Source organism: Desulfotruncus alcoholivorax DSM 16058 (genome assembly GCF_000430885.1).
Taxonomy (GTDB): Bacteria; Bacillota; Desulfotomaculia; order Desulfotomaculales; family Desulfallaceae; genus Desulfotruncus; species Desulfotruncus alcoholivorax.
The window spans coordinates 55,085-73,715 of sequence record NZ_AUMW01000016.1 but is presented as its reverse complement, the minus strand read 5'-3'; the positions used below and the strand labels follow the sequence as shown (position 1 = coordinate 73,715).

The 18,631-nt window shown below is 46.1% G+C and carries 16 protein-coding genes; 9 read left to right on the top strand and 7 right to left on the bottom strand.

The genetic code is table 11. The features are described 5' to 3' along the window. Positions 1-170 precede the first annotated feature (170 nt). The 4 genes from H569_RS0109270 (at position 171) to H569_RS0109255 (ending at position 4,431) form a co-directional block, all read left to right on the top strand. Positions 171-620, top strand: a complete 450-nt coding sequence (locus H569_RS0109270; protein ID WP_169726462.1) for a hypothetical protein — start codon at positions 171-173, stop codon at positions 618-620. A gap of 88 nt (positions 621-708) precedes the next feature. After that, positions 709-1,176 carry a hypothetical protein gene (locus tag H569_RS0109265; RefSeq protein WP_027364777.1) on the top strand — a complete coding sequence of 156 codons (468 nt, stop codon included), beginning with the start codon at positions 709-711 and terminating at the stop codon, positions 1,174-1,176. Between the two features lie 56 nt (positions 1,177-1,232). Then, positions 1,233-2,375: a glycosyltransferase family protein gene (locus tag H569_RS0109260; protein WP_027364776.1), complete on the top strand. Its 1,143-nt coding sequence runs from the start codon at positions 1,233-1,235 to the stop codon at positions 2,373-2,375. Then, positions 2,359-4,431 carry an alginate lyase family protein gene (locus H569_RS0109255; RefSeq protein WP_238492515.1) on the top strand — a complete coding sequence of 691 codons (2,073 nt, stop codon included), beginning with the start codon at positions 2,359-2,361 and terminating at the stop codon, positions 4,429-4,431. The genes H569_RS0109260 and H569_RS0109255 overlap by 17 nt, the downstream gene beginning before the upstream one ends. Here H569_RS0109255 and H569_RS0109250 read toward each other — a convergent pair. The 3 genes from H569_RS0109250 to H569_RS0109235 form a co-directional block, all read right to left on the bottom strand. Beyond that, positions 4,424-6,004: a carbohydrate binding domain-containing protein gene (locus tag H569_RS0109250; RefSeq protein ID WP_027364774.1), complete on the bottom strand. Its 1,581-nt coding sequence runs from the start codon at positions 6,002-6,004 to the stop codon at positions 4,424-4,426. The genes H569_RS0109255 and H569_RS0109250 overlap by 8 nt on opposite strands. Positions 6,005-6,351: 347 nt before the next feature. Continuing rightward, a complete protein-coding gene (locus H569_RS0109240) occupies positions 6,352-6,714 on the bottom strand; it encodes a glycosyltransferase (protein ID WP_027364773.1) in 363 nt (120 codons plus the stop codon). Positions 6,715-6,896: 182 nt separating this feature from the next. Then, positions 6,897-8,366, bottom strand: coding sequence for an O-antigen ligase family protein (locus H569_RS0109235; RefSeq protein ID WP_157833496.1), 1,470 nt, complete (start codon positions 8,364-8,366; stop codon positions 6,897-6,899). Positions 8,367-8,596: 230 nt separating this feature from the next. On the opposite strand from H569_RS0109235, the gene H569_RS0109230 reads away from it, so the two are divergent. Genes H569_RS0109230 through H569_RS0109210 form a run of 5 tightly spaced genes read left to right on the top strand, consistent with a single transcriptional unit; the run spans position 8,597 to position 13,401 of the window. Then, positions 8,597-9,916: an oligosaccharide flippase family protein gene (locus H569_RS0109230; protein WP_027364771.1), complete on the top strand. Its 1,320-nt coding sequence runs from the start codon at positions 8,597-8,599 to the stop codon at positions 9,914-9,916. Next, a complete protein-coding gene (locus tag H569_RS0109225) occupies positions 9,907-10,875 on the top strand; it encodes a hypothetical protein (RefSeq protein WP_027364770.1) in 969 nt (322 codons plus the stop codon). The genes H569_RS0109230 and H569_RS0109225 overlap by 10 nt, the downstream gene beginning before the upstream one ends. 52 nt (positions 10,876-10,927) lie before the next feature. After that, positions 10,928-12,175 carry a UDP-N-acetyl-D-mannosamine dehydrogenase gene (wecC, locus tag H569_RS0109220; RefSeq protein ID WP_027364769.1) on the top strand — a complete coding sequence of 416 codons (1,248 nt, stop codon included), beginning with the start codon at positions 10,928-10,930 and terminating at the stop codon, positions 12,173-12,175. After that, a complete protein-coding gene (locus H569_RS0109215; protein ID WP_027364768.1) occupies positions 12,172-12,384 on the top strand; it encodes a hypothetical protein in 213 nt (70 codons plus the stop codon). Before wecC ends, H569_RS0109215 begins: the two co-directional genes overlap by 4 nt. A 48-nt stretch (positions 12,385-12,432) precedes the next feature. Next, positions 12,433-13,401: a glycosyltransferase family 4 protein gene (locus H569_RS0109210; RefSeq protein WP_027364767.1), complete on the top strand. Its 969-nt coding sequence runs from the start codon at positions 12,433-12,435 to the stop codon at positions 13,399-13,401. A 266-nt stretch (positions 13,402-13,667) separates the two neighbouring features. On the opposite strand, the gene H569_RS0109205 is transcribed toward H569_RS0109210, so the two are convergent. From H569_RS0109205 to H569_RS0109190, 4 genes are all read right to left on the bottom strand, one after another. Beyond that, positions 13,668-15,698 (bottom strand): right-handed parallel beta-helix repeat-containing protein, encoded by a 2,031-nt coding sequence (locus H569_RS0109205; protein WP_027364766.1) that lies wholly within the window; start codon positions 15,696-15,698, stop codon positions 13,668-13,670. A gap of 161 nt (positions 15,699-15,859) precedes the next feature. Further along, positions 15,860-16,795: an NAD-dependent epimerase/dehydratase family protein gene (locus H569_RS0109200; protein ID WP_027364765.1), complete on the bottom strand. Its 936-nt coding sequence runs from the start codon at positions 16,793-16,795 to the stop codon at positions 15,860-15,862. Between the two features lie 125 nt (positions 16,796-16,920). Then, the gene (locus tag H569_RS0109195) at positions 16,921-17,547 is read right to left on the bottom strand and encodes a sugar transferase (RefSeq protein ID WP_027364764.1); all 627 of its coding nucleotides are present in this window, start codon (positions 17,545-17,547) and stop codon (positions 16,921-16,923) included. A gap of 2 nt (positions 17,548-17,549) precedes the next feature. Beyond that, positions 17,550-18,608 (bottom strand): GNAT family N-acetyltransferase, encoded by a 1,059-nt coding sequence (locus H569_RS0109190; RefSeq protein ID WP_051273515.1) that lies wholly within the window; start codon positions 18,606-18,608, stop codon positions 17,550-17,552. Positions 18,609-18,631: the final 23 nt, after the last annotated feature.

Genomic DNA, 18,631 nt, shown 5'->3' with positions numbered 1-18,631 from the left:
CCGGGACTACTGCAGAAAATACCCGGGGAGCACGCACACTTTTTCAACAACTGAATACAATGTGATAAATAGGAGCCACTAACTTTAGAAGATACGAAAGGAGGCGAAAGTCCATTAACCTGACCAAACAAGACATATTTTTCATGGTTTCCATAACCTGCTTGGGAATATTGATATTATGCGGGGTTTATATTTGGCAAGGAGAGATTGTACACTCCACAGAAAGCGGCACAAACATTGAATCTGATGCAATTGTGGCGGAACAGCAAGAAAATCCTGCTGTTCCGGATAACCAGCCGGTTAAAAAGCCGGCAACTACACCGGTTCCGGCAACCCCGTACTACTCCGCCAACCCACAACCGTCACCGCAAGCTGATTTACCAGAGCAGGCGTTTATTTCCGGAACCAAAGTTGGTGACATCATAAAATTTGGAGATGTTGAAATGCAGGTAACGAAAGCCCCCGCCAGGCATAAAATAATCGACATCACCCTGAGTGGCAACTCTTTTGATCAACCACCCGAATTGATCCGTTCGGAAAACAATCGAATCATGTACGAAATCCCTGCCGATGTCGATGTCCATATGGATGTTACGGAAAAAATAGTCTTTAATCAATAATTGCAAATGCCGTCAACCGCCGGAAACATGCCGGCTTTTTTTATGCGGGCTAGATAGTTGCCCCTGAAAAAATCTGTGCTGGGGCTTCGTGTTAATTTCCGGGTTGCGACTCAATGGCGCACCAAAATCATATATTGTCAACGGCAATTTTGAGCAAGGATCGCTTGGTTGGGGCAATCAAAATGCCATTCAAAAAGAGGACGACGGCAACCATTACGTTATTAATAATTATAACTGGTTAATTAAACAAGATTTGAATTTGCTCGCGAATAAAACCTATGAAATCGGAGCTACCATCAAAAGGGGCACAGCAACAGGACCGGCCAGAATCGTTATTACGTTTCTCGATGTTAACGGCAAGCGATTAAACAAATATTATAATATCAATTACACTAATCAAAGTGAAGGCTGGGAGGAGATTCCACACCAATCGATCACGGTACCCGAAAACGCTGCCAAAGCAAGAATTTATCTGTTGAGCAAGGATAAAAAAGGCTACTATTGTTTTGACAATATCAGGATAATTGAGGCGATTGCTTCGGAAAATAAAGAATAATGAGGGAGCTTGATTCGGCTCCCTCTCACTCTTCTACCAAGGATTGAGTGGTTTAAATGAAAATAGCCTTTCTGCTACCGGTCGTTTCGGATGCAAGAGCACACAAGAGAATTTCAGGCTTAAAAAAATTCGGGGCCCGGCCTGTTGTCCTTGCTTTTGAGCGGAAGTACTACAAAGGCAAGCCCTTCCCCGAAGGATACATATCTTTAAGCGCAATCGAGCACTCCAAGTATCACAAACGACTGATACCCTTTTTAAAAGCCTTTGTTAAGGTTCGCGCCGCAGTAAAGAAAACAGATGTAATTTACGCCTTCGGTTTAGATATGCTTTTGCTGGGATGGTTGGCTTGCCTAGGTCCGGCCAAGCCTTTTACAGCGGTTTACGAAGTTGCGGACATCCGGGAGGTGCTCCTGGGAAAGGGATTGCTGTCACGCTGCCTGCGCTGGTTGGAGCGGTTTCTGCTGCGGCGCACGAAATTCGCCGTCGTAACCTCGGAAAGGTATATCTCCGGCTATTATCAAGAAATACAGGGGATCAAAGATTTTCGTTATATAGTGGTTGAAAATAAAATTGATCCGGTTGTCACAGCCAAAGCGCCGGCTTGCCCCATTGGAGAGAACGCTGGAATTTTGCGGATCGGCTATTTTGGAGTCATCCGCTGCCGGCGCTCCTTAGACATACTTATGGAGGCGGCGCTGCAAAGCAGCGGCCGCGTGCAGGTTTATTTACGGGGCTTTCCCCTGGGGGTGGGGGACCTGGAAAAAGTGGTCCAATCACCCGCCGTTACATATGGCGGACCATATATGGCGCCCGATGATTTGCCGGACCTTTATGGCCGGGTGGATCTGGTTTGGGCATGCTACCCTTACCGGGGCAATATAACCGGAAACCAGTGCTGGGCACGAACCAATCGTTTTTATGAGTCTTGTTATTTTAACAAGCCGATGTTGGCCCAAGCGGGTACGGAAGACGGCAGGGTCATAGAGGCTTTAGGGTTGGGCACGTGCCTTGATCTAGCCGATTCAAAAGCGGCGGTCAAACGTATTTTAAGCATTACCGGCCAAGAGCTTAAACAATGGCAATACAACACCGGCCTTCTGGACAAGGAAATCTATATTATGACCAGTGAGCACGCGCAACTTTGGGAGATGTTGACACAGGAGCTTTCCGCTCGTGAACAGGATGATAAAACTTATTAACTTGAGCAAAGAATTATTCAGCCTGGGGTTAAAAAAATCATGCTTTAGAATTGGCTACGAAGTTTTAAACCGCTCCGGTGCAAGGCGTTATTTACAGCCGGTCAAATCCTGCCGGAACGTTCCCCGGACTGCTTACCTCGGTGAAAAGGCTGTGGACATACAACAGTTCCGCAGGGGAAAAAGGCCGTTTTTTATCCCACCGGCAAAGGAATTGGCTGCAGGCATAGAAAGAATCCCGCAGCTTTCCCGGGAAAATATTCTGCGGGAAGCCGGCCGGGCCGAAAGAGGACTAATTAAGTGCTTTTCCTACTGGTATGCCGACTACGGCAGCCCGGTAAACTGGCATTTGAATCCTGTCCGGGGGGTGAGCTGGCCGTCAAATGTACACTGGTCGAAGGTAATGACTTATGAAAAACAGTGCGGCGATTGTAAGTTAACCTGGGAAATCAACCGTTTTCCCCATCTCTACACGTGGGCAAGGGCTTATGCCTGCACGGGCGATTCCCGCTGGCTAAAAGACTGGACCGCCCAGCTGCAAACCTGGGAAAGGGATAATCCGTACAGATCGGGTCTAAATTGGCACAGCGGGCAGGAGCTGGCTGTGCGAGGTCTGAGCTGGATAGCAGGTCTATATTTATTTATTGAAGATGAAAGCTTTCAAGAAGAAGATTTTAACCGCCTGTTAAGGTTATTATATTTGCACGGAGAACATGTTTATACAAATATCAATTATGCCCGGCTGGCGGTCCACAACAACCACCTTATCGGCGAGGCACTGTTGTTGTATCTATTGGGAGCATTGTTCCCCTGGATGCGGGGTGCGGACAAGTGGAAAAGAAAAGGCCGAAAACTTTTGGAAAAAGATTGCCTCCGCCAGTTTTACAGCGACGGCGGTTACTGCCAAGCCTCACATAATTATCACCGTTTGGCATTACATTACTACCTCTGGGCTTGCAGGTCCGGCGAATGCCTGGGGGAACCGTTCGATGAGGAAGTTTACCGGGTGCTGCATAGATCTTTAAATTACTTGCTCTCAATGCTGAATAAACAAGACGGACGGCTGCCCAATTGGGGTTGTAACGACGGGGCCCTGTTATGTCCCTGGACTTCCTGTGACTACAGCGATTTCCGGCCCGTATTAAATGCGCTGTCTTACTTGACCACCGCCAGGCGGTGTTTTAACGACGGCCCCTGGAACGAAGAATTGCTATGGTTCTGGGGTATTAATGCCTTGATGAAACCGGTTGGAGAGTACCGTTATCAAAATATCGCCTGTTTCCCCGTCAGCGGCCTGTATTGTATCCGGCAGGGCCCCGGCGATTTTGCCGTTTTGCGCTGCGGATCGCTGCGCGACCGTTTCGGGCAGGCGGACCAGTTGCATTTGGACCTCTGGTGGCGGGGCCTCAATGTAGCCCGGGACGGCGGGTCATATTTATATAATGATGAAATGTCTTACCACCACTATTTTATGGGCACCTCTTCCCACAATACAATAACGGTGGACGGGCAAAATCAAATGCTGCTGATCAGGCGTTTTAAGTGGCTGGAATTGGTCAAGGCGGGCCGGGTTGTCATTAAAAACACCGCCAACCAGCTGGAAGTGGCAGGTGAGCATTACGGCTATTGCCGCCTGCCCGGCAAAGTCGTCCATCGCCGGAGAGTGGTACTGACTGATGGTATCTTTGTTATTATCGATTATTTAACCCAAACCGGAGCAGCCAGACACAGCTACGCCATCCATTGGCTTCTGGGACCGTGGCCCTGCACAATGGTCAAACACCGTCACTGGTGGCGGGTGGATCAAACCACCCCGTCCGGCAGTTACACTTTAAATATAATTATCCTGGACCAAAACTTTAAACCCCGCGCAGGAAGTAATTGCTCAATTACAATTGGGGCGGAAGAGCCGGCCCCCCGGGGCTGGGAATCACGTTACTACGGCAGGCGTCAAGCCATCGCTTCGGTTAAAGCCGGTTGTTCCACCAACAAGGATATTTGCGTGATCAGCGTATTTTCACCGTCCGAAGCAAATGCTCCGGCTGTCGTGATTATTTAACTGGTGTAATAACCAGATCATCAAAGTCCTGGGTACCGCTGTCGCCAGGCATCCCCGAAAGGTAAATCCTGGTAGTCGCTGCCGTGGAAGGCACTACCAGGGTCATCCCGGGCATGGCCTCCCAACCACTGCCATTATTGGTGTAGGTAAAGGTCTTAAAATTATCGCTGCCATCCTGATAGTAAAATCTTATCACTATCCGGGCGCCTTTTACCGCCGTCCCCTTGCGGGTCTTGGCATTGATTTGATAAGTAGCAGGCTTTAATTGCATATCCTGGTAAAAGGCAAAATTATAGGTATTGGTCAAGTACTTGTTGCCATTGCTTTCCGTCTTTATTTGCGCGGTGTTGTTTCGATTCACCCATCCCATACTACCTGCGCTAAAATCACCGTTATTAATTAAATTGCCTCCGTTAACCGGTGCGGGAGTGGGATTGGGAACCCCACCGGGTGGTTGATTAGTAGCATCCTTTTGCGCCAATACATAATTCAAATAAGCCAGCCCATGAATTTCAGGAGGATTTAAGGACGATTTATTATTAATGATATTATAAGCTACATCAAATAGGGAAGGCGACCATGGCGAAACAACCAGCCAGTTGGCAATCTGACCTTGTTGATCTATGGTACCGCTGCCGTCAAGCCGGTTGGCAATTGTACCATCGCTTTTAATCAGCACTTTAGCAGCCGTATTGGCAAACTTCTGCATCTCAGCTGCGCTAAAAATGCCATTATCGTAAGCCATGGCAATAAACTGGAGTGCAACGTTGGCATGATTGGTATCCTCTATGGTATTAGTAAACCTGGGGTCTTCTGGGTAATACTTCCAATAATAACCGCCGGAGAAACTGTTAGTGAGTAAATGTTGTTTGAAATAATTGGCCATCTTGATGCCCTGATAAAGATAAGAGTTGTCCCCCGTCGCTTCATAAATAGCCAGTAAAGCGCCGCCTACAGCTAAATTTTTATTGACTGGCCTGTCCAAGTGCAGGGTATCGCCATCCTCAATCCAGGTGAAATTAACGTCTGAATTGCGCAGTTGGCTCATAAATAGCACATTTACAGCATCCTCGGCAGCCTGAACATATTCATTTGCTTTGGCCCGGTACGCCGCCAGATTGGGATCTTTGTTTATCAGGACAGCAAATTGGGCCAGCGGTGTCGCTATCAACCCCGTTTCATCTGCATAAATATAGTAAGTTTTATAATCAGTATATTTCCCGTCCCGCCAAACCGGCAGGCTGAGACCGCGGTAATCGGTCACTCCCCGCATATTATCCCTACGAGCCAAAACGCTGTCAGCATGGTCTACAAAATCATCGATATATTGTTTGTCCTTGGTAGCCTGGTACATGAGCAGGTACGATCTCATTATGTAAGTTTCCGACCAGGCCAAGGTGGGACTGTCAACCGTGTCCTTTAAAGAGTCCCACCTGGCCGGAGCGCCATATCTGTCAAACATTTGCTTTAAAGCGGCTGCGTCAACCTTGTCGGCCCGGGCAAGGGGAACCGAGCTGAAAAACATGGACAAAAGAAAAAGCAGGAAGATACAAATTCTCAACTTTTTGGGCATTTTTTATGCGACCTCCTTTATTTTGCATGCCCTACTGAATTTCGACATTTTTCTCATATCTTCCTGGCAATTTATGTATGTAAATAAATCCACCCCAGGGTATAGGTGGAAGCTTATCGAAACGCGCGCCGGATCAGTCCCCCGGCACGCGTTTAATGCCTTGCTTATATAGAAGGGTAGATAATATGACCATGGTTGACTTTAATTCGGATATCCCTGCCGCTGATGCGGCATCAGCAGTGATGAAAATCAATTTTCAGGGCAGGTATTCAGAATTCAAAAGTCTGTATACATTTAGATGATAACCCATCCTCTTACTCTGACTTATGACTCCAGATTTCCGACTCCTAAACAGTCAGCGACTTATCAGTCAACCGCCGGTACACCTCCCGGTAAGCTTGCGCGGTTTGCCGCCAGTCAAATCTTTTTGCCTTGAACAAACTCCTGGCCCGCCCACCCATTTGCCGCCCCAGTTCGGGATTTGCCAGCAGTTTTTCCAGTGCCGCCGCCGCCCCGTCAACCCGGCCCGGCTCCACTAATAACCCGGTTCGGCCATCCACGACCAATTCCGCAATACCCACCGTTTTAGCAGCCACAACCGCTTTGCCGCAACACATAGCTTCTTTGATAACATTGGGAAGTCCCTCATAATAACACACCGTACGAATGGATAAGCTTAAACCCGGCCCGGCTGTGCAAAATTTTGACAACAGGATAAACACCCCAAAACATTGAGAATATATTCCAAGTCAAAAATTTTTGCCCCGGTAAACAAAAATAACGGGGGTAGGTTATTGTTACTCCTTCAATACAATCCGTCCACGGGACCCGCCCCTGCCTTCTCCATTTTTTTTGAACCACAATAACGCGGGGGCGTAGGGGACAGGTGCCGCTACATGTACGTCCATTCCCAGCGCTTTGAGGTTTTGAACCAGGCGGAAAGCAAAAATTCCATAGTTTTGGTCGTGCCGGTTGGGAAAGGTGGGCGCCAAAAACAGAATTTTTTTTTATCCCGGTCCCCGGACAATCCTTTTAAAACCCCGAACTGGGCTAAAATACACGGGATCAGCAGGCCAAACCAAAAAAATTTTCTAAAATGATCTGTACCGGTCAACCCAGCCGTAGCTAAAAAAATAACCAACAGCTTGCACAAGACGGCATCCACCCGGTTTTCGGTGCGATCCCCCGACCGCCATAACTCCCACAATAGCAACATAAATAACAGCAATCCGGGGACACCCAGTTCGGTTAAATTGGCCAGATAAACATTATGCGGGTCCCTGTTTAACCCAACCGGCCGGACAATTCCTCCGGCGGCGGGGAAATATTCCGTAAAAGCACAAGGAAAATTATTTATACCAACGCCCTTGGCCAGATTATCTTTGGCGATTTCCAAACCCACCAGCCAAATATCAAATCTCCCGGCGGCCCGGTTGGTTTGATCCGTTATATGGGTTAAAGTTTCCGCCCGTTGAACGACAACGTAAGGGAGATGATCAACAATCCGGGGGCCGAACAGGGCAACGGACACCATAACTACCAAAAGGCTTATTAAAAGGCGCCTCTTTAAGGCCGGGCGCCTGGCAATTCGGGGACCAGCAAACGCAATACCGGCCGACAGCGCCGCCAGTAAAGCCAACCATGTACCTCTGGACCCTGATAACAGCACAGCAACAACTATGATGACGCAGCAAATCAAGCTTAGCCGGCGGATTGCCGCGTTTATAAAGGAAAATGCCAAATACGCGCCAAACAACACCCCCAGCCCGATGATTCTGGCATAAAAATTAGGGTCTTGAAGTCCGCCGGAATCAATTCTTACCATAAACGCATGCAGGTAACCGTTATATATACCCAGACCTGCAGCCCAAACCGCACCCAGGACGTAGCTGCCCAAAAGCAGGTGTAATTCCTTCTTGCTGTCCACCAAATTATAGCCGGCAATAAACATCAGCAGCATTTGACCTAAAGAAATAACCCTCGGCCAGCTTTGACCCGGCTGTATGGCCCAAACAATCGACAGTAAACACCATATCAAGTAAAGAACCAAGGGAACGAACATTCTGTTCATTTTAAACACCTTTTTGCCGGTCAGCAGGTGGGTAAACCAGCCCCAAAATGTCAATCCACCGATTAACTTAATAAGTGTAAACGAAGGAAAAAGCATGGCTAAATTTTCCTGGGGCAGATAAAAGGCCACCATGCACAGGCCGAGTAAAGGTTGCCAGGTAATCAACGCCGCCAGCATAACAACGGCAGCAACAACCAATGGCAATGTGGAGTTTAATGCCGTGCCTAGAACGGCTAAAAGCGCCAGTAAAGCCAGCAAGCCCAGCCAGTATTCATATAAACTTCTTTTCATATCCACAACCCCGACAGCATCTTGCAATCCTTCACTTTCCCACACCTACCTGGTTATATTACGCTGTTCCCGGTCAAATGGTCACAATTACAAACCCGGCAAGGTTTGTTGCAATCCACTTACTGGACGACAAAATCCCTAGTACGCTGCAATTAATAAGCGGCTCAAGCATAATATGGTGTACACGAAAGATGCAATGTTTGCCGGGTGGTGCTATAAAATAGACACAATTGTTAAAAAAAATACTATCAGGCAGCCTTTCAGTTTTATCGGGCCAGGTAGCCGGTATCTTGTTGGGAGCAGCCAACAAGATTTTGTTGGCCCGGTTGCTTGGACCAACTTATTGGGGCATTTATACAATTCTACTAAAAATATGCAATATTGCAGAGATATTATCGCTGCTGGGTACAAACACAGTCATCTTGAAACTGTTGGGAACCGCAGTAGGGTCGGGAGATTGGGGCAGGCTTAAAGGTACTTTAACCGGCATTTTTCGTATTATTATCGTTAGCTCATCCGCCGTGGCCTTCATTATCTATTGGTCCGGGGATTTAATAGCTATCAGGTTTTTTCATTCACGGGAGTTATACGCAGTATTGGTTTGGGGGGCCGTTGCACTGCCCTTGCGGAACTGCTTATTAATTACCGTAGAAGCATTCAGAGGTTTACAAGACTTAAAAACAGCTTCCTTTTTGCCTGTTTTACAGCAGGTAGTCTTTTTAATGTCTTTAATATTTTTACACTATAACGCCTTAGCCTCGATACATAATGCACTCATCGCTTTTTTTGCCGGTATATTATGTCCGTTACTGGCCGGATTGATGATTTTGTATCACAGAACTGCACCATGGCCGTCAGAAAAAATCAGTCCGGCCGGAATACTGCGGGAATCTCTACCAATGGTGGTAACCAGGGGTTCTCTTTTAATCATGTCCAATATGGATTTCTATGTATTGGGACTATATGCTGAACCAGCGGAAGTAGGCATTTATGGAGTCGTAAGCACCCTTGCGGCTACCGTAGTTTTTCCCCTAAATATTTTCAACCAGGTCATCCCGGCTATGCTTGCCCATTATAATGCTCAAAATGATTACCAAAGGCTGGCCTACGTTGTTAGATTCGCATCAACCCTGGGAACCATGTTTTCAGCACCCATTTTTATTTTGCTGATGTTGTTCGATAAACACATGCTTAATCTTTATTTCGGTTATCACTACTCCAGTGGAACCGGAGCCCTGTATTTTTTAATTGCCGGTCAACTTGTAAATTCCATTACCGGTTCATGCGGTTATATGCTGCAAATGACCGGGCTGCACAAGTTATTTATGAAAATCAGCCTAACCTGCGGAATCATCAATTTAATATTAGATTTTTTCATGGTGCGGCATTTCGGGAAAGAAGGCATTGCCGCAGCCACCGCCTTTTCCCTTGCAACCCAAAATATTTTAACAATGGTTGTGGTATATAGAAAAACCGGCATTTGGACCATGGTTTCGCCAAAATTGCTCAGCGATATTGCTAAACAGGCAGGGAAATATATATGTTACTAATTGTTACATTGGGTTACCCTAAGAGAGATCACCTGAAGCAGCATACCTGGAATAAATATAATAAATGCGGCCTGCAGGTAATCAATTGGGAAACGGGGGCAACGGTAAAAGAAATCACCTATAGATCACCCGGCGATAGAACAGCTCCCAACGGCAGCATCCAATTTGGAGCCGGTTCGCTGTATCAACATAATTTTTATGTGCCTTCCCGCACGGAGGTGCTTGTCTACAACCTCCCCGGGCTTTATGTTCAAAAAATTTATAGTCACCCCACTTTTAACGACCTTCATCACGTCACTGTAAAAGATGATTTAATTTATATTTGCAATACCGGGCTGGAAATAATTCAAATTATGACTTTACAAGGGGATTTACTTGCAGAATATAATGCGGGAATTAGTGACACCTGGAAACGTTTTCGCAGGGACATGGATTACCGGTTGGTACCCACCACCAAACCCCACGAAACTCATACCAATTTTATATTTTTTTTAGAGGAAGAATTATGGTGCACCCGTTTTATCCAAAGGGATGCTGTTTGTCTGACCGCCCCAAAACCCAATATTAATTTGCGGATAGGCCGTGGCGGCCCCCATGACGGGTTGGTGCAAGGCGATTTTATTTACTTTACTTTGACTGAGGGTTATATCGTCATAGTTAATAAAAATACCTTTAAAGTGGAAGAGATCGTGGATTTAAATCAAATCAGCAATTATAAAGTGCTGCTGGGATGGTGCCGGGGCATAGAAGTGATTGGCAGCAAAGCATATGTTGGTTTTTCCGCCTTACGGTCATCCAGCTTCCGGGAATATGGGCTATGGATAAAGCACGGGAAAAAACCCCTATGCAGCAGAATTGCCGAATATGACCTGAACAACAAAACATTAATCAATGAGCTGCCCGTGGCACAAGATACCGGCGCGGCAATTTATACCATTAAATGCTTATCTTTAATCTGATTTTTTGTAGCACTTTAATTTGCTTTTTAAATTTGTATATAGGGGAGTACTTATGGAAAAGATTTGTGTCATCGGATTGGGCTATATAGGTTTACCCATGGCCGGCCTGTTGGCTAATACCGGCTTTTATGTCCACGGTGTAGATAATAACGTAAAAGTTGTAGAAACCATCAATAGTGGCCATCCTCATATTCAAGAACCCGGGCTGGATATTCTTGTCAAGGCGGCAATCCAAAACGGCAACCTGGCAGCCGCCTTGCAGCCCGTGCCTGCAGATGTTTATATTATTGCCGTGCCGAGTTTAATTACAGCAAACCATTTACCCGATCTTAAACATATTCAAGAAGCCGTCCACGCCATCGCAGATCACCTGGCTCCGGGCAACCTGATCACTCTGGAAACAACGGTTCCCGTCGGTACGACTGAAAAAATTGCCGGCTGGATCAGTGAATTACGCCGCGATCTAATTATTTTCCAGCCGCCGACACCCGCTGCCGCTGAAAAGCAAATTTTTCTGGCCCATTGCCCGGAACGCGTTTTACCGGGCCAAATATTAAAAGAATTAGTAGAAAATGACCGTATTATCGGCGGCATTAATCAGCTTTCCGGGAAAAAAGCCCAAATATTTTATCAAAAATTTGTCGGCGGCAGTTTATTGCTTACCGATGCGCGCACAGCGGAGTTAACCAAGTTAGCCGAAAATTGCTTCCGCGATGTAAACATCGCCCTGGCCAATGAACTGTCTTATCTTTGTGATAAATTCGGCGTTAGCGTTTGGGAGCTGATTAAATTAGCCAATCACCACCCCCGGGTGAACATCCACCAACCTGGCCCCGGCGTTGGCGGGCAATGTATTACCAAAGATCCCTGGTTCATTATTGACGCGGCACCGGATGAATCAATAATTATCCGCACCGCCCGTGAGGTAAATAACAATAGGCCCAATTACGTCGCCGCCAGGATCAAAGAAACGGCGGCCGGATTTAAAGATCCGGTAATTGCCTGCCTGGGACTTGGCTATAAAGCCGATACAGGCGACTTGCGTGAAAGCCCGGCGCTAAAAATTGTTCAACAACTGGTTCGAGACAATGCGGGTAAAATTCTAGTTGTAGAGCCGCATCTTGAGTCGCTGCCGGAATGCCTGGCCCACCTGCACAGCGTTCAATTGGTCAACTTAAAAGAAGGCTTGCAACAGGCAGATTTGATCATCCTGTTGGTTAACCATAACGCCTTCAAAAACATTGATCATGAGCTGCTTAAAAAGAAAGCTGTGATAGACACAAGGGGTATGTTTTTATGAAAGAAATATGGTTTATTAATCAATACGCAGTTACCCCGGATTTGCCCGGAGGAACACGTCATTATGATTTGGCTGTGGAATTAGTCAAGAACGGGTATGCCGTGCGCATTTTCACCAGTAACGTCAATTTGTCCACCCGCAAGCACGGGCGCGATTTAAAAGGCCGGCTATGGTTGGAAGAACCTGTGCAGGGCATATTTTTTGAGTGAGTTAAAACAAGCCTTCACCGGCGCAACGACTGGCGCCGGGCCCTGGGTATGTTTAATTTTAGCCTAAATGTTTACCGTGCCGGCTTGAAACAAGGGGTTATACCGGAAGTAATCATTGGTTCGTCACCCCACCCGTTTGCAGCCCTGGCAGGATGCTGCCTGGCCCGCCGGTTGGGCTGCCGGTTTATACTGGAAGTGCGCGATTTGTGGCCACAGGCACTAATCGATATGCAGGGGCTGGCAGATGGACACCCGCTGGTATGGTTGATGCGTCAGGTAGAACAGCGGCTCTACCTTCATGCCGGCCGGATTATCGTACTGGCCCGGGGTTCCATTCCCTATCTCAAAGAAAAGGGCGTTGCCGAGCAACGCATTATCCATATTCCCAACGGCGTGCATCCGGGGCATTTCGTTCCCCTGAAAACACGCGAAGAAACCAGAAGTTTATTTAATTTTAACCGGTTCACCATAGTTTATACCGGAGCGCACGGCCCGGCCAACGCGCTGAACGTAATCCTGGAAGCTGCCGGCGAGTTAAACGGGGAATCCGGGGTTGAATTCGTTTTAATCGGGGATGGACCGGTAAAACCCGATCTCCAAGCGCAAGCCCGCAAATTACAACTAAAAAATTTACGATTTTTAGAGCCAGTTCCCAAGAGTAAAATTCCGGACTTGCTGCACGCGGCAGATGCGGGGATCATATCTCTAAAGGATGCCCCGGCTTTTTATGGAGCGGTAAGTCCCAATAAATTTTTTGATTACCTGGCGTCCGGTTTGCCGGTGTTATGCACGGCTCCCGGTGACGTGGCCGGGATGGTAAAGCAGAGCGGGTGCGGTTTGGTTTCGCCCCCTGATAACGGAAAGGCACTGGCGGAACAGGTGCGCGCGCTGGCGGCGCTTACCGCGGAGCAGCGGGCGCTGATGAGCGCACGGGGACAAAGGTTGGTGCTGGACCAATTTTGCATACCCGAGCTGACGGTTAAATTACTACAAATCATCAACGACCAATGGGGATAATGTAGCTTATCCATCCTGAAAAAACTTTTGTTTTCGGAGGTGGGTGAAACGAGACGCTTCATATCCCGGCATCTTGTATGAAATATTTGACATCAGCATACAGAGGATTAGTTTCCATAATTACAATAATGAATAACAACTCTTAACAGACGTAAGCGTAAATAGTGCACACCTGGTTTCAACCCCATATTTATGCGATAATCTTCCTCAAAAAACATTGTGGGGAGGATTTTTTAATGAAACCCCGGGTTTTTAAATCAATTAAATTATAACTTTATAGCAATTCCGTCAATATCCACCCGGTAACCCTTTGAATGCTCGTTCTTGGTTTGGGCCACCTCAATTCGTATGGTATGCGGGTTAGCGTCAAGAGAAGTGGTGAACACCGGTTTGCGGCTCTGAAAAACCTGATTATAAAGATCCACCGTCGCCTGAAATTTATCATCAATATAAACCAGGGCCTGCCCCCTGTCCGGTCCTATAGTGGAAATCCAAGCTATTTCCCGGCTTGCAAAACGGAAAGAAACTACCGCCCCGGGGGTTATAGAATAATGCAAGGTGTTTAAAAAAGCTCCTTCGAAATCTGTAACATCCCAATTACCTTCATATTTAATTAACGGGCTTTGGTCATCCAGGGGAACAATTGTAACCATGGTATCGGACCATTTCCCCCAGTTCCCCAGGTCATCTTTTGCACGCACCCGGAAGTAATATGTATGACCGTTAACACCTAAAAATTTACTTTCGGTTTCTTTTGTATCAGTGAGCCAGTTTTGCCAGGTCCCCCCGGATCCTTCTTTTACTTGCACATTAAATCCCTCAACTACGCCACTTTCATTATAACCAGCCCATTTAACGGTGAAATGCAAAGAATCGGCATTATCTGAGGAATAGGTTGGGCTGTAGGTTATTTTGGCATTTGGAGGGATAATACTCCCTTCAATCGCCTCGTATGGGCCAATATCAAAACCACGGCCCTGCGGGCGGGCTCTGCCGTTGATGTCCGTATCAGGCGCACCATCTTTGGTACCTCGATCAATAGCCGGACTGTTTTTGGCCAACCGGAAATCCCGGCAAGTTAAATCGACAAATAATGGGTCCCGGCAGAAACTATACTTCCCCTGGCCGGTTTCTTTAAACCAAACTTGCTCATTTATTTCTTCTCTGGAATATTTGCGGTTACTGGTAGAAATTTCAGCATCCTTACGGCTCCAGTAAATGTTATAGTCCTCTTTTTCCACCACCGCGGTGCTGCCGAAATAAACGCCACCGTAGTTAAAGGCAAAAATATTGTTTATCAACGCCACTCTGACAGGTAAAGGAGTCACTACGGGAGCAGCTGCCATTCCGTAATCGCCCTTGATACCGCAATTTACAACCAGGTTGTTATATAGCTTATATACTTCTCCACCTTCCAAAGCCAAACCGGCCATTCCATTATTATCAATGATACAATTAACCAAGCAGTATCCACTGCCCATGCATTTAATGCCGTAATATCCGTTGTCCCTGGTTATACAAGAAGTAAAGGTGGTATTTGCAGTTGAACAGTTAAAACCGCTTCCGGCGTTGTATTCAGCCATGCACTTTTCAAAAACAATATCCTCTCCATTGTCCAATGAAAAACCATCCGGCAGTTCAAGGCTATCATTATTAGATGAACGCGTGCGGGTAATCCTGGATGTTTTTAAAGGACCCGGTGAAACCACAAGGCCGGGGCCGTTATTATTATGAAAATAGCAGTCTTCAATCAATAAGTTCACAGCTGAGATTATGTGCACTCCTGTGCCACAACCCAATATTTCCAAATTATTCAATTTAATAGTTTCATTATCGCCCCATAGAGCAACTCCCGCCCCATGGAAATTTTTCACTTTAAAACCTGAAAAATCGATAAAAGAAACTCCATACTCAAAATTAAAGCCGTACTTCCAGCCAACGCCCCCTCCATCCAGCACCACTTCCTCACCCGGTGCTGCACTAATAAAGATGGGCCTTTCACTGTTACCGGATTTATCAAATGATACATATTCGCTGTACACGCCCTCGCGCACCAATAACCTGTCACCTGATTGTAAATTTTTAATACCATATTGCAATGTTTTCCAGGGACTTGTATAGGAGCCATCATTGCTATCATCGCCCCAAGGAGCTACAGATAATATTCTATCCCCTTCATTACCGGGTTTTGGCGTCCCATATTCTTTTCTTTCCTCTTGGCCGCTAAAAAATTTAACATATATTACCAACCAGCCCAGGAGAAACGCAATTCCCATAATAATAATCAATATTTTCAATCAAACACCATCCTCCCGGATCATTTATCATCTCATTTAATATACTTTATTCTTGAAACCAGGCTTAATATGTCTACTTTGATGATGAATCTACAGATTTAACCTGGAAGATAGTAAGAAATTTGGGGCTGGGAGAATGATGTTTTACACAGCCCCGCCGGTTAATAGTATCCCGGATTATCCAAAAGCCATTTATACGTTTCTGACAGTCCCCGGGTTAAGCTAAATAAGGGTTTTAAGCCTAGAATTCTTTTTGATTTTAAATTATTTATATATAGCTTGCGACCTGCCGTTGGAGAATCCTTAAACAAAACCGGGCTGCTGCTGCCGGTAACTTTTTTTACTTCAAGAGCCAATTGGTGCATGGAAACACATTCATCGCCACTTATATTAAAAATCTCACCGATAGCCCCGGGGCGAAGCAAACTCATAACCACTGCTTCAGAAAAATCATCAATAAATGTATAGGTTCGACTGTCAGACCCGTCTCCATAAACGGTTATAGGTTCGTCTCGTATTGCCTGAAGCAAAAATTTGATCGGTACGCTTACCCTGGTATTCCTCGGCCCGTAGATATCAGCCACCCTTAATATAACCACCCTAAACCCGTGACTTCTTGACAGAGTGGCGCAAAGGTTTTCGCCGGCCAGTTTAACCGCGCCATGGATGAGTACCGGTTCCAAGGGATGGTTTTCATCAATGGGAGTATATTTCCCATTGCCGTAAACAGCAATGGATGAAATATAGACCAGCAAGGCGTTATGGCGTAGGGCAGCTTGAATTAAGTTCAACAGCCCGGCCAAGGCAGCTATTACCGCCCGGTTTTCCATTGATTGGCGGCGTAATTCCATGGGAAAAGCCAGATGGACAATTGTATCGACATCCTTTACGGCCTTGGCCACCGTATCTTCGGAGGATACGTCGCCATACACAAGATCAACCTGTTTAAAAATCCCGCTCAGGTTGGCTTTTCTGCCGGAAGATAAAATATCAAGTCCCCGAACCCAGGAACCCTCTTTCAACAACTTTTCGCAAAGATGGGAGCCTAGAAAACCGGCAGCTCCGGTTACCAGCACCTTGCGTCCTTTTAATCTCATTTTTTATATCCCTCATATTATTCAGGTATTCAGAATTCAGTAGTCAGAATTCAGAATTCTAAAATACTTCGAAATGATAAACCATTCTCTCATTCTGACTACTGACTCCTGACTTCTGACTCCTATTAAAATTTCATAAATGGATCATTCTCTTTTCGATCTGCTTTGGCAGTGCCACCACGGCGAAACAGCACCACTGCAACCGTTATTACCAGTATTTTCAAATCTAGCCAAACTGAATAATTATCGATATACCATAGATCCAATTCAATACGCTGCGGCCAGTAAAGGGCCAAACGTCCCTTTACCTGAGCCCATCCGGTAATGCCCGGTTTAACGGTTAACCTTTTTTTCTGCCTTTCATCGTATAGTTTAAGATGGTGCAATGGAGCGGGCCGGGGGCCAACTAGACTCATCTCGCCGCGCAGGATGTTTAATAACTGGGGGAGTTCGTCAATACTGGTTTTTCTAAGGAGCTTGCCAACGGCTGTGATCCGCGGATCATCTTTTTCAACGAACATCCCGGACCCCATATTCACAGCGTTGGGAACCATGCTCCGGAACTTATACATCCAAAAGATTTTGCCATCTAAACCCAAACGCATCTGCTTAAAAAGGACGGCGCCTGGCGAAGTAATTTTTATAGCCAACGCAATCATTATCAATAAAGGGCTAAGAAGCAACAGTATAAACAGCGAACATACCAGGTCAAATACCCTTTTAAAGGCCTGGTTAATTTTTGTAACTGACATATTTAATACCTCCGGTAACCGGGGAAATAACCTTCATTTTCCCGAGGTTTTTTCGAAGCCATGATTTCTTCCAACCTGCTTACAGCCCCGTGGTTGTGTACCTTTTTCCCAACGTAAAAATCCAATACCCCGTTACTGGCAAACGATAATTTATAACGAAAAATGCCATCTTCATCCTGATAGCCGCCACCAAGTAAGAAATATTTAATTCCTTTGCTTTTTGCCCACTTGATTACTTCATGTTTCAAAATATTATTGGGGCGATATTCATAAAATTGTTCCAAAGTCCCCCCAAGAAAAGAATGGATATAAGATTCGTTGTATAGCAGCAGCTCTGTGGATATCACCCGCCCATTCATTAATGTGTGGGCGTATAAAAAATTACCTCTTAACTCCCTGTGCAGGTATTCATAAAATTCGGTATTGAAGTAATAAAAATTTCCAGCTTGGCGCCTGGTAAGGGTATGGTGATAAATAGCTAAAAAATCAGTAAAATGCGCCGGTGCTTCCTCCAATATCACCTCCAACCCTTCCCGGTAAGCTTTGTTAATGTTTTTACGGTTGTTGCGCTGGTATCCCGACCAAATTTCCTCAACTGAACCCCTAAGATCGACACATACTACCGAGGATACTCTTTCAACTTCCACATGATTTTTCATTAAGCGGTGGTTGCCCAATACGGGATGAAACCGGATGAACTCCGTGATGATGTGTTGACTGTTACAGTATTTTGCAAAACACCGGTAAAAGTTGCTTAATACATTATCGCCGGCTGTCGGAGTGGCCAGTGGTCCCCCGTAGCCGTAAGCACTGGTTATGTCATACAGATCCAGCGGCAGTTTATCTGTAAGTCCGGGAATTAAATTGACCTTTCTTAAAAAAAATGGATAAATAACTGTTTCCGTTCCTTCGTGGTAGATAAATAAACGTGCCTCTCCCATGCTGCCAAACAATGCCAAGTATTTAGGCTGGTAATGCAAATCGGGTATGATATCCCTTAACTTATCAAGTTCCTGCAACCACTGTTCTCGATCCCGCAAGCCCAACACACAATAATCCACATCCTTGCACCGCCTTAGTGCTT